This is a genomic window from Sphingobacterium sp. JUb56 (assembly GCF_014191365.1).
Classification (GTDB): domain Bacteria; phylum Bacteroidota; class Bacteroidia; order Sphingobacteriales; family Sphingobacteriaceae; genus Sphingobacterium; species Sphingobacterium anhuiense.
In genome coordinates this window covers 2,983,460-2,996,648 of record NZ_JACHWL010000001.1, presented here as the reverse complement: position 1 = coordinate 2,996,648, position 13,189 = coordinate 2,983,460, and the positions used below count along the sequence as shown (strand labels likewise).

General features: G+C 36.8%; 11 protein-coding genes. 9 read left to right on the top strand and 2 right to left on the bottom strand.

Going from position 1 to position 13,189, the window contains the following annotated elements; all coding sequences use genetic code 11:
• Positions 1-35 precede the first annotated feature (35 nt).
• Complete coding sequence (locus FHR29_RS12720; protein ID WP_183915067.1) at positions 36-1,172, bottom strand: hypothetical protein; 1,137 nt, start codon at positions 1,170-1,172, stop codon at positions 36-38.
• A 176-nt stretch (positions 1,173-1,348) separates the two neighbouring features.
• On the opposite strand from FHR29_RS12720, the gene proS reads away from it, so the two are divergent.
• The 4 genes from proS to FHR29_RS12700 all read left to right on the top strand — a co-directional run bounded on the left by proS (position 1,349) and on the right by FHR29_RS12700 (position 5,665).
• Positions 1,349-2,821: a proline--tRNA ligase gene (proS, locus tag FHR29_RS12715; protein WP_021192306.1), complete on the top strand. Its 1,473-nt coding sequence runs from the start codon at positions 1,349-1,351 to the stop codon at positions 2,819-2,821.
• A gap of 17 nt (positions 2,822-2,838) precedes the next feature.
• Positions 2,839-3,624, top strand: a complete 786-nt coding sequence (locus FHR29_RS12710; RefSeq protein ID WP_183915065.1) for a GDP-L-fucose synthase — start codon at positions 2,839-2,841, stop codon at positions 3,622-3,624.
• A 40-nt stretch (positions 3,625-3,664) separates the two neighbouring features.
• Entirely contained in the window at positions 3,665-4,810 is a 1,146-nt protein-coding gene (locus FHR29_RS12705) for a cystathionine gamma-synthase (protein WP_183915063.1), read from the top strand.
• A 78-nt stretch (positions 4,811-4,888) separates the two neighbouring features.
• Complete coding sequence (locus FHR29_RS12700; protein WP_183915060.1) at positions 4,889-5,665, top strand: TIGR02757 family protein; 777 nt, start codon at positions 4,889-4,891, stop codon at positions 5,663-5,665.
• 66 nt (positions 5,666-5,731) lie between these two features.
• On the opposite strand, the gene FHR29_RS12695 is transcribed toward FHR29_RS12700, so the two are convergent.
• On the bottom strand, positions 5,732-6,607 hold the full coding sequence (locus FHR29_RS12695) for a LysR family transcriptional regulator (RefSeq protein WP_183915058.1): 876 nt from the start codon (positions 6,605-6,607) through the stop codon (positions 5,732-5,734).
• 91 nt (positions 6,608-6,698) lie between these two features.
• On the opposite strand from FHR29_RS12695, the gene FHR29_RS12690 reads away from it, so the two are divergent.
• From FHR29_RS12690 to FHR29_RS12670, 5 genes are all read left to right on the top strand, one after another.
• Positions 6,699-7,430, top strand: coding sequence for a class I SAM-dependent methyltransferase (locus FHR29_RS12690; RefSeq protein WP_183915056.1), 732 nt, complete (start codon positions 6,699-6,701; stop codon positions 7,428-7,430).
• Positions 7,431-7,810: 380 nt separating this feature from the next.
• A complete protein-coding gene (locus FHR29_RS12685; RefSeq protein ID WP_183915054.1) occupies positions 7,811-10,087 on the top strand; it encodes an ATP-dependent helicase in 2,277 nt (758 codons plus the stop codon).
• A 52-nt stretch (positions 10,088-10,139) separates the two neighbouring features.
• Positions 10,140-10,955 carry a DUF4290 domain-containing protein gene (locus tag FHR29_RS12680; RefSeq protein ID WP_183915051.1) on the top strand — a complete coding sequence of 272 codons (816 nt, stop codon included), beginning with the start codon at positions 10,140-10,142 and terminating at the stop codon, positions 10,953-10,955.
• A gap of 113 nt (positions 10,956-11,068) precedes the next feature.
• Positions 11,069-12,394, top strand: a complete 1,326-nt coding sequence (murA, locus tag FHR29_RS12675; RefSeq protein WP_021192300.1) for a UDP-N-acetylglucosamine 1-carboxyvinyltransferase — start codon at positions 11,069-11,071, stop codon at positions 12,392-12,394.
• Positions 12,395-12,508: 114 nt separating this feature from the next.
• Entirely contained in the window at positions 12,509-13,144 is a 636-nt protein-coding gene (locus FHR29_RS12670) for a YceI family protein (protein WP_183915049.1), read from the top strand.
• The last annotated feature ends 45 nt before the right edge of the window (positions 13,145-13,189 follow it).

Genomic DNA, 13,189 nt, shown 5'->3' with positions numbered 1-13,189 from the left:
GAATTTTCATCAACCACTCTTCTTATGAATCATATTTATCTTGTACGGCCTCCACCACTGCGTGTAGCACCACCACCTCCGCCACCACCTGATGAACGAGTGGCACCACCGCCACTGTTAAAGCTTCCGCTTGATTGTGATCGCATCGTTGGTTGCGATGAACGAACCGGTTCGCTAGAACGTGTTCTTGAAGGTTGATAAGTATCTCTACTTGTACTTCTTGTCGCTGGGTTTGATTGTTGTACTCTTGTTGAACTTGTAGAACGTGTTCTGCCTATATTACCATTTGAGTTGTTGTAATTATCGGAACGTGTTGAACGTGTTCTGCCAACACCATTATTATAATCACCTCTGTTGGTATTGCTTGAACCGATACGTGTTCTTCCTGCTCTGGTATCATTTGGATTATTGCTTGATGCAGAAGAACGTGTTCTTCCAACACTGCTAATTCTACCGTTCGCATCTCTAGAGACGACAGCATTCGAACGTGTACGTCCAGTAGTTCTTCCACCATCACTGTAACGCGTACCTGATCTCGAACGTGTGTTGTAGTTATCACGGTAAGGTGAACGTGCTGCTAAGTCACGTGATCTGTGGTTACCCCAGTATCCGCCACCATAGCCACCACCCCAGTAGCCGCCGCCCCAATATCCATTTCCCCAATATCCACCGTAGCCGCCGCCCCAGCCCCATCCTGGGTACCATGGATTGTAACCCCAGCCAGAACCATAGCCGAAACCAAAACCAAGGCCAATGGACCATCTGCCACCTCCAAAACCATTACCATATCCGAAACCAAATGAAGGACCATAAAAGCCTCCGTATCCCATTCCCATACCATACCAAGGATCAAAGAATGGATCAAAGTAGGTCATACCTGGTGAAGAATAATAAAATCGATTAATTCGATTCGCATATTCCAAGTCTTCGTATTTTCCTTCTTCATATTCTGCATCAGAATATTCATCACTATAATATCCGTTATCTTGGACTTGATCAGCTTCACTTTCATCCGCATAGTAGTAATCCGGACTTTGATAAGCTGGTCTTGCCTGGGCATTATTATTATAGACATCATCACTATGAGTGATTGGTCTGCTAGTAGTACAAGATCCCAGCGTAAGGGCTCCTGAAATCACAATAGCGCCGAGTAAAAAACTATTTTTTTTCATAATATACTAAGTCGTTATGTTCGACAATACAGTCTAATTTACTATCTTAGACCCAAATTTCAGATAAGGGTTTAATCGTGTTCTCAAAAATAATAAATATTTATTTTTAAAACTTATATTCCTTTATTAGACGGAATTCTTAATCACAATGTTACAATAATTTTTGAATTAATAATATGGGTAAAGGTATAACAAGTCGTGAAGAAGACTATTCGCAATGGTATAATGACCTTGTGATCAAGGCTGACTTGGCAGAATACGCTGCTGTGAGAGGTTGTATGGTTATAAAGCCATATGGATATGCTATTTGGGAGCGTATGCAAGCGGTTTTGGATAAAAAGTTTAAAGATACTGGTCACAGTAATGCTTATTTTCCTTTGTTCATCCCTAAGTCATTTTTCTCGAAAGAAGCATCACACGTAGAAGGTTTTGCAACAGAGTGTGCAGTAGTGACACATTACCGTTTAAAAAATGATGGTAACGGAAATATTATTGTTGATGAAGATGCTAAATTGGAAGAAGAATTAATCGTTAGACCAACATCTGAAACGATTATTTGGAATACTTACCGTGGCTGGATTGAATCTTACCGGGATCTTCCAATTTTAGTGAACCAGTGGGCTAACGTTGTTCGTTGGGAAATGCGTACCAGATTATTTTTGCGTACCACTGAATTCTTGTGGCAAGAAGGCCATACCGCGCATGCAACTCAGGAAGAAGCAATTGAAGAGACCGAAAAGATGCTTCATGTATATGGTGACTTTGTTGAAAAATATTTGGGTGTGCCGGTTATACGCGGTCGTAAGACTGAAAACGAGCGTTTTGCGGGAGCGATAGACACGTATTGTATTGAAGCATTGATGCAGGACGGTAAAGCTCTGCAGGCAGGTACTTCACATTTTCTTGGTCAAAATTTTGCTAAAGCTTTTGATGTGAAATTTACTTCTAAAGAAGGTAAATTAGAGCATGTATGGGCAACTTCATGGGGTGTTTCGACGCGTTTGATGGGAGCTCTGGTTATGGCACACTCGGACGATCAAGGTCTGGTATTGCCTCCAATGTTGGCGCCAATCCAAGTTGTTGTTGTTCCAATCTTTAAAACAGCAGAAGAGAAGCAAGCAATTGATAATTTTATCGATGCTTTGTCTGGCGAATTGAAAAGTAAAAATATTTCAGTGAAATATGACGATCGTGATACGCAAAGACCTGGATTCAAGTTTGCAGAATGGGAATTAAAAGGTGTACCATTGCGCTTAGCTATTGGAGCACGTGATATGCAAAATGGAACTGCTGAATTAGCAAGACGTGATACACAGACCAAAGAGACTGTTGAACAAGCTGGATTAGCAGATAGAATCGAAGGTTTATTGACTGAAATTCAGGAAAACATTTTTAAAAAGGCTTTGGATTACAGAGATTCTCATATTACTGAAGTAAATTCATATGATGAGTTCAAAGAAGTTTTGGAAACGAAAGCTGGTTTTATATCTTGTCACTGGGATGGCACTGTGGAGACAGAAAAACTAGTGAAAGAAGAAACAAAAGCGACTATTCGTTGCGTGCCTTTAGACGCGAAAGAGGAAGCTGGTATTTGTATTTTTACAGGTAAGCCTTCGACAAAACGTGTTTTATTCGCAAAAGCGTATTAATCTATAATCAATCACTCATGCGTTATCTCATATTAGGTTGTGGATGGGTAGGAGAGTTTGTCGCTAATTTATGGTTGAAAGAAGGACATGAAGTCTGGGCATCTACCACTACAGCAGAAAAATACCATCGGTTAATAACCGATGGTATTTTTGCATTTGAGCAAAATTTCGACGAACCACTAACTCCTGCTATTAATTTGCCAAAAGACTTTGATTATATCTTGGTGAGTGTTCCTGCAACAAATAAATCAACAATAGAAGACCTGACTAAAAGGTTCCTTCGAGTAAGTAACTTTCTATCCAGTTTACACTATTGTAAAATAATATTTTTAAGCTCGATTGGAATATATCCCGATGTTTCGAAAGAAATAGATGAGGATAGTTTTGAAGAAGATGAACTACAGTCCAAATTACTGCTTGCTGAAAAATCTATCGGTTTATTTCCAAATACGCATATCTACCGTCTAGGAGGCCTGTTTGGTCAAAATCGCATTTTTGCTAAATATTTTCAGCAGAAAGAATGCACTACAGGCGGACAGCCTGCCAATTTTATTCATTTGGAAGATGTTGCGTCGCTGATAAGTGAGGGTTTTGTAAAGCCTTTAAACTATAAAATATACAACGTGGTATGTCCTCATCATCCATTAAAGCAAGCTGTTGTCGAAGCATCAGCACAGAAATACGGTTTTGAGCTACCAACTGCTTTTAATAATAGTGATTCATTTCAGAAAATAGTAAAGTCAAATCGTTTGCAAAATGACTTGAATTATACTTTTAAATATGAATCTCCGTTAGATTTTTAATAAATTTACTTTTTCAGAATTAATATAAATATTAAATAATATGGCATATAAATTTGCAACTAAAGCGATTCATGCTGGTCAACAGTCGGACCCTACAACGGGTGCAGTGATGACTCCTATATATCAGACTTCTACTTATCAACAGGCTTCTCCAGGCGAGCATAAAGGTTACGAATATTCAAGAGGAACAAATCCTACACGGAAAGCTTTAGAAGACTGTTTAGCTGCTTTAGAAAATGGTCAGCATGGTTTAGCCTTTTCAAGCGGTATGGCCGCTACGGATTGTGTTTTGCGTCTATTGAAACCAGGAGACGAAGTCGTTACGGGAGACGATTTATATGGTGGTTCCTACCGTATTTTTACTAAAGTTTATGAAGCCTATGGAATCACTTTTAAATTTGTAAATACTTCAGATCCTGATGCTGTACGGGAAGCGATAACGGACAAAACGAAGTTAATCTGGGTAGAAACTCCGACTAATCCGACATTGAAGATTGCGGATGTTGCGGCTATTGGCCAGGTTGCTAAGGAAAAGAAAGTGCTTTACGTAGTTGATAATACTTTTGCTTCTCCATACCTACAAAATCCTTTGGACCTTGGTGCTGATATTGTTATGCACTCAGCTACCAAATATATTAATGGTCACTCGGATGTGGTTATGGGGGCACTAGTTATGAATTCAGACGAGTTATACAAACAATTATTCTTTTTTTATAATGCCGTAGGCGGAACTCCTGGACCACAGGACTCATTTTTAGCGCTTCGTGGCATCAAGACATTACATTTACGTATGGAGGCACATTGTGCTAATGGACGTAAAGTTGCTGAATATCTTAGAAGTCATCCAAAAGTGGAAAAAATTTATTGGCCAGGATTTGAAGATCATCCTGGACATGATATTGCTAAAAAGCAAATGCGTGATTTCGGAGGTATGATATCTATTGTTTTAAAAGGTGCTGATCTAAACGAAACATTTCGCATTTCTTCGCAATTTAAAGTGTTTACACTAGCTGAGTCACTAGGAGGAGTGGAGTCTCTGATTAATCATCCAGCAACAATGACCCATGGATCTATTCCAAAAGAAATACGTGAGAAAGTAGGTGTGGTCGATAATTTGATCCGAATCTCAGTTGGCATCGAGGATGCTGATGATTTGATTGCTGATCTGGAACAAGCGTTAGTTTAATAATAGATTAAAAAGTTTTAGCCGTCAGTTCCTCCTGATAATTTTAACGGGAGGAACTGATGGTTTTTATTTAAATAGATGGCAGATTTTAATATTAAGGATTTTTTGGATAAAAAAGTCGAACAGTATAATCAACCCAATTTCATTCCGAATGATCCGATTTGTATTCCACATCGTTTTCAAAAGAAAGAGGATGTGGAAATCATGGGGTTTATAGCGGCAATATTAGCTTGGGGGCAACGGAAGACCATCATTAATAAATGCACAGAGTTGATAGAACGTATGGATGGAAGTCCACATGATTTCATCATGAATCATCAGGAGGTTGATTTAAAGCAGTTGCTCGGATTTAAGCATCGTACTTTTAACGATACCGATCTTCTGTATTTTATTCAGTTTTTTCGTTATCATTATAATCATTTTTCCTCTTTGGAAGATGCATTTTTAATTGGACAGGAAAATACGGCTACAGTTGTACTAGAAAAGTCTTTAGATGAGTTTAAAAATTACTTTTTTTCTCTTCCTGATTATCCATTAAGAACGAGAAAGCATATTAGTTCTCCAATACAGAAATCTACTGTTAAAAGGATTAATATGTTTCTGCGGTGGATGGTACGTCATGATGATAAAGGAGTAGATTTTGGAATTTGGAGCCGTTTAAATCAGAAGGATCTTATTTGTCCATGTGATCTTCATGTCGAACGTGTCGCTCGTAAATTTGGATTAATAACCTTGGATAAGGTAAACTGGAAAACAGCGCTGGAGCTTACTGAAAATTTGAGAAAGTTAGATTCACTGGATCCGGTTAAATATGATTTTGCTTTATTTGGCCTGGGAGTAGAACGTCAGTTGTAAAAAAACAGATCAGATGTTTCTTTGATCAACTGATCTGTTTTATAATTCAGAGCTTATAACTATGCGTTAAGCGGTATAATATTTTTTAATTAATGTAATAAATTGCTGTAAAACGGGATGTTGACTTTTGTTGTCATAAGCTAATATGACCTCCGTCTGAATATCCTGTTCTTTTAAAGCATGAAATTCTAATGGCAATTCGGTATTCTGTTTTGCTACCGAAGTTGGAACAAATGCTATACCTAATCCATTCGCTACCAATTCTAATATGGAATGCATGGTGTTACATTCGTGTACAATTTGTGGATGGAAACCGATCCGGTTTGCACAGGCTATGATCTGATTATGGTAATCATCAGCATAACTTGAATTGTACGAAATAAAATCTTCTTGCATTAAAGTAAGTGCATGAATGTCCTTACCCCACTTTTTAGGCGTTGCTAAGCAAAAGGAATCTTTAAACAAAGAATACACCTGAAGATTAGTTGTAAAGATAGGTGCTCGTAGTATTCCTAAATCAAGTTTCCCATTTTCTAATGCCATTTTTTGTTTCTGAGAAGAGGTCTCATACAGATAGACATGCAAGTAGGGAAAATCATTTTTGATTTGTTTCAATATCTTAGCCAGCATTTTCTTTGGGGTCGAACTAATGTAACCGAGTCTGAAATCTCCTGAAATAGCCTGATGTAATTGTTTGGTCATGAGCTTAGCCTTTTCCAGCTGCTGCATCAGTTGATCACATTCCTGTAAAAAATAGCGTCCTGCATTTGTCAATTCAACACGTTTATTATTTCGGTAAAATAAAATGACCCCTAATTCTTTTTCCAGATCTTTAATCTGACGGGTTAAGGGCGGTTGAGAGATATGCAATTTTTCTGCCGCACGACCGAAGTGTAACTCCGTTGCCACTGCTTTAAAATAATGTAAATGTCTTAATTCCATCGATACTTGAAAGGTATTATTAATTGCCTAAAATAGTATTTTTAAAGTATTATTCAATGTTTTAGATTTGAAAATATTAAAAATTAGAAAGATGGAATATAAATCAACGCTAAAAGAAATTGAAGAACGGTTTGACCAGGATGTAACACGGTTTTCAAATCTTGACACAGGACAGCAGACGACTTTAGATGCTTTGTTTAATATGGAACTGATTACAGATGGTATTGTCGCTGTGTATCCGGAATTAAATCACGTGCTAGATATTGGTTGCGGCGCGGGTAATTACCCTGTTAAATTAGCGCAAAAGATGTCCGATTTTGACTGTACTTTGGTTGACTTAAGTCAGCCGATGTTGGAAAAAGCACAAGAACGTGTACAAGAAGTCATAACTGGAGAGGTTCAGATATTAAAAGGTGACTTTAGAACTGCCGAGCTAAAAGAAAATCATTATGACGTTATTATTGCAACTGCTGTTTTGCATCATCTTCGTGATGACCAAGATTGGGAGCATGCATTTAAAAAACTGTACAGCTTACTCAAAGAGGGCGGGAGTATCTGGATTTTTGATCTGGTGATTCATGATCATGATGCCATTCAAAAATTGATTTATAATAATTACTATGGTAAATACCTTACAAGTTTGAAAGATGAATCTTACCGTGATCATGTTTTTGCTTATATCGAACATGAAGATACACCTCGGAGTTTAACTTATCAGCTTGATTTGCTTAAAAAAGTAGGATTCAATTCTGTTGATGTGCTCCATAAAAAATTGAATTTTGCCTCTTTTGTAGCTTTTAAATCTGGAACTACGGCTTCTTAAAAAGTATAGTTGATTCTTTTTAAATGACGATAAATTTTAGTTTGCAAATACCACGTTGTTGAGCTGCTATTTAATAGGAAATATACTGATATATACCTTATACTAAGGTACTATTTTTAGAGATATTCTAAAGGGATAATAGAGGGTTTCTAGAGATAAGCCCCTATAAATCCTCTATTAAAGCTGGATTAAATCTTATGAAAATCTTACAGAATATTTAACCATTATTATCTGAAGTGCAAAACAGTCTTTTACATCTTCATAAGAAGATGCAGATTTTGTTAAAAAATTATTATTTGTGACGATGACTGCCTATCCGCCAAATGATTTTCGTACTTTTATAAGCTATTTTAAATAACATATAATATTAGGAGAAAGCTTTGGATTTTTTAGCAGGATTGAACCCTTCTCAAAGAGGAGCTGTAGAACAAACTGATGGACCAGTAATGATAGTTGCTGGGGCTGGATCAGGAAAAACACGTGTCATTACTTATCGCGTTGCCCATTTAATACAAAAAGGAGTAGATCCTTTCAATATATTAGTTTTAACTTTTACTAATAAAGCCGCAAAAGAAATGCGTAATCGTATTATGTCGGTGGTTGGTGCTGAGGCTAAAAATATTTGGATGGGAACATTTCACTCCGTATTTGCCAAGATTTTGCGTGTAGAAGCTGAATTGATCGGATACCCGCGTAATTTTACGATTTACGATACGGATGATACGAAAAGTTTACTACGTTCCATTTTGAAAGAAATGAACTTAGATGACAAACTTTATAATGTCAATCATGTGTATGGGCGTATTTCTCAAGCGAAAAATAATCTCATATCGCCACAGGAGTATAATAAAAATGAAGCACTAAAAGCGGAAGATATTTCTAACGGGAGAGGTCAGTTAGGAGAAATCTATATGACGTATGCGCAACGTTGTTATCGTGCAGGGGCTATGGATTTTGATGATTTGTTGTTCAAAACCAACGTTTTGTTGAATAAGCATCCTGAAGTGTTGCATAAATACCAGCATCAGTTTAAATACTTGATGGTCGATGAGTATCAAGATACCAACTTTTCACAGTACTTAATCGTTAAGCGATTAGCTGCTGTTAATGAGAATATTTGTGTAGTTGGTGATGATGCACAGAGTATTTATGCTTTCCGTGGTGCAAATATTCAGAATATCTTGAATTTCCAAAAGGATTATCCTGCAGTCAAGGTTTTTAAATTAGAGCAAAATTACCGTTCAACTCAAATGATTGTTAACGCCGCGAATTCGGTTATTGCTAACAATCAAAATCAGTTGGAAAAGAATGTCTTTTCTGATAATGAAGAAGGAGAGAAGATAAAAGTTTCCCGTGCATTTTCAGATAATGAGGAGGGCAAAATTGTTGCAGAGTTAATTTCGCAAGAAAAGTCTTTAAAATCTTATAATTATAAAGATTTTGCTATTCTTTATCGCACCAATGCGCAATCTAGAGCAATGGAGGAAGCTTTAAGAAAAATAAATATCCCTTATAAAATATATGGTGGTACTTCTTTTTATCAACGAAAAGAAATTAAAGATTTAATTGCATATTTTAGACTTACTTTTAATCCAAACGATGAAGAGGCGTTGAAACGTGTGATCAATTATCCTCGTCGTGGTATTGGTGATACCACGGTTGAGAAAATCGTGATCGCCGCAGATCAACATCAATACCGTCTTTGGGATATTGTAGCGAATGCTCAAATGTTTATGGACGGACGTAGTGCCGCTTCTGTTGGAGGATTTGGTCAAATGATCTTGAGTTTTCAAGCGCTGGCAAAAACTAATAGTGCTTTTGATACGGCAATGCATATAGCACAGCATTCAGGTATATTAAAGGAACTATATGAAGATAAGTCTGTTGAGGGATTGACACGGTACGAACATATACAGGAATTGCTCAATGGTATTAAAGAGTTTTCCGAACGCGAGGATATTGAGGAACGTGGGTTAGACATTTATATGCAGGATATTGCTTTGCTGACCAATGATGACAACGATAAAGATCCAAATGCGGATACGGTTTCAATGATGACGATACACTCGTCTAAAGGTTTAGAATTTCCTGTCGTATTCATCGTTGGCTTAGAGGAAAATTTATTTCCATCTCAGTTGGCACTTAATTCAAGGACTGAACTGGAGGAAGAAAGAAGATTATTTTACGTTGCAGTTACCAGAGCTGAAAAAAAATTATTACTTTCGTACGCAACTTCTAGATATCGATGGGGAACACTTAATAACTGTGAACCAAGCAGATTCTTGGATGAACTGAATCCATCTTGTTTGGATCTGGATTTTAAACCAAGACAAAGTTCTTCTGCAGAATCTGGAAGTTTCCAAGGTGAGCGTATTGCCTGGCAGCAAAAAGAGACGGATAGTTTTTCGAAACCTAAGCCGAAACCTTTTAAAACTACCTCGATATTACCCAAAGCGCATACACCTTCCGCTGGTTTTACTCCATCCGACACAAATAGTTTGCAGGTTGGCATGGAAGTGGAACACGAAAGATTTGGTTTCGGAAAGGTTGTTAACCTCGAAGGATCAAAGGGAGAAGTAAAAGCAACTATTTTCTTTAAAGACTTGGGACAGAAACAATTGTTGCTTAAATTTGCAAAACTGAGAATTATTCAATAATTTAATACCAAAGTACAGAATACAACGTTGTATTGGTACTGAAATTCACTATATGAACTTTGACTACAACAGCACAAGACCGAAGCTAATCCTAGCTGAATACGGTAGGAATGTGCAAAATATGGTAAACTATATTTGTGATTTACCTACAAAAGAAGAAAGAAATAAGTATGCTCAAGTTGTCATTGATATGATGGGGGTGTTAAATCCTCATTTACGCGACGTGGCAGATTTTAAGCATAAATTGTGGGATCACTTGCAAATTATTTCTGATTTCCAGATTGACGTGGATTCTCCATATCCTAAAGCAACTCCAGAATTGGTGAAGCATGAGCCAGAATTGTTATCCTATCCGCAGCATAATATCAAGTACAAGCATTATGGTTTTACAGTGGAGAAAATGATTAATAAGGCAATTTCCATTACGGATGAAGAAAAACGTCAAAAAATGGCGCTTTCAATTGCCAATTTCATGAAGATGGCGTATACAACATGGAATAAAGATGCGGTAGCAGACGAATTTATTATTCAAGATTTAGCAGAATTGTCAAGTAAGGTATTGCAATTGCCAGAAGGTACAGTTTTGACCAAACAAGATTTCAAAAGTGCGCCTCCGGGAAATAGAGTTAAAGGAAATAATCCGACACAAACTACTAATAACAATTCCGGGCATTCTAATAATAACCATAGTCGGAGCAACAACAATAATAACTCAAATAACAGAAGACCTTCGGGAACAAATTCGTTCCAAAAACGAAGCAATTCAGGTGGCGGAAGTAGTAACAATAACAATAGACGTCCTTACCAAAATAATAATAACAGCAACAATAATAATAGCAATAGTAACAGCGGTTATAAGAGAGGATAATTGTTAATACTTTAAGTATGATATAAGGCAATTGTGAAGTGATTTATATTTCTTTTCAATTGCTTTTTTTCTTATAACATCAAAGGAAAATATAAAAAGATATAGGTGTACGCATGAATGCATTTGAAATCAATGGCGGGAAGCCATTAAAAGGAGAGATTATTCCTCAGGGAGCGAAAAATGAAGCATTACAGATTTTGTCTGCAGTATTGTTGACTGAAGAACCCATCACAATTAGTAATGTTCCAAACATTAAGGATGTCAATAAATTAATAGATCTCTTAATAGCATTAGGTGTACGTGTCAATCGTATTGATGAGGATACTTATGTTTTTGAAGCTAAGGATATCAATATAGATTATTTCCAATCGTCAGAATTTAAAGAAAAAGGAGGGAGCTTAAGAGGTTCTATTATGATTGTAGGACCCTTATTAGCACGTTTCGGGAAGGCAGCTATTCCAAAACCCGGAGGCGATAAAATTGGTCGTCGTCGTTTGGATACTCACTTTTTGGGTTTTGAAAAATTGGGAGCCAAGTTTATCTACGATTCGGAAAATCATTTCTTTAATGTCGATGCTACTCAATTAAAGGGAGCTTACATCTTGTTAGATGAAGCATCTGTTACAGGTACTGCTAATATTGTTATGGCGGCAGTATTGGCTAAAGGTAAAACTGAAATCTATAATGCAGCTTGTGAGCCTTATTTGCAACAGTTATGCAAAATGTTGAATCGTATGGGAGCTAATATCTCCGGTATTGGTTCAAATTTGCTCACGATAGAAGGTGTGGAGCGTTTGGGTGGAACAACACACCGTATGTTGCCAGATATGATTGAAATTGGCTCTTTCATCGGATTAGCAGCTATGACTGGTTCTGAAATTACCATTAAGGATGTCTGTTACAAAGAATTGGGGATTATTCCTACCGTATTCCAACGTTTAGGAATTAAAATGGAGTTGCGTGGTGATGATCTTTTTATTCCAGCGCAGGATTCATACGAAATAGATACATTTATTGATGGTTCAATTTTAACGATATCAGATTCACCTTGGCCAGGATTTACACCAGATTTATTAAGTATTGTTTTGGTTGTGGCAACACAAGCAAAGGGAAATGTATTGATACACCAAAAAATGTTTGAAAGCCGTCTTTTCTTTGTTGATAAACTGATTGATATGGGGGCTCAGATCATACTTTGTGATCCACACCGTGCAACTGTAATCGGATTGAATAAAATGTATCCTTTACGTGGAATTGAAATGACTTCACCTGATATCCGTGCAGGCGTATCTTTATTGATCGCAGCATTATCTGCAAAAGGTACTTCAACTATTCATAATATCGAGCAAATAGAGCGTGGTTACCAGAATATCGAAGAGCGATTAAAGAAATTAGGCGCTGATATTCGTCGCGTTGATGTTGCTCCTAAAGGACACTAAAACATGTTATTGTCATAATTTGATATTGTATAGTATTTTAGTAGATTTTATTTAGATCTTATAATATCTTTGGTTAATCAAGTGTTTAAACATATAAAATAGATTAAGTTAGTTATGAAAAAATTATTAGTATTACCTGCTATCGCAGCTGTTATTATGTCTTCTTGTGCTGGAAATCCAGAAGGAAAAAAAGCGGAAGTGCAAGATTCTGTTGCGACAGAACAAATTGCTACTCCAGCTGGAGAGGTGTTTAATGTAGATGCAACACAGTCAAAAGTTGTATGGACCGGAACGAAAGTGACAGGTGCACATACAGGTACGATTGCGATTAAATCAGGTTCATTAAATGTGAATAATGGTGTGTTAACCGGTGGTACGTTCACATTGGATTTGAATACAATTAGTTCTACAGATCTTGAAGGAGAGTACAAAGAGAAATTAGATGGCCATTTAAAAGCTGCGGATTTCTTTGATGTTGCTAAATTTCCTGAAGCTACATTTGTTGTGACTAAAGCTGAAGCTGGTGCTACAGCACAAGATGTGAAAATTTCTGGTAATTTAACAATCAAAGGTATTACTAAAAATATCTCATTTGATGCTAAGGTAATTGAATCAAATGCTACAACAATCAAAACAGAAGCTGATTTTAACATCGTTCGTGCTGATTGGGGTGTAAGTTATGAAGGTAAAAAAGATGATTTAATTTCTGCTGAGATAAACTTTAAGGTTTCTCTAGTAGCGACTAAATAAGCTCATTAGAATAATTATAAAAAAGGGAGTGATACACATCGTATC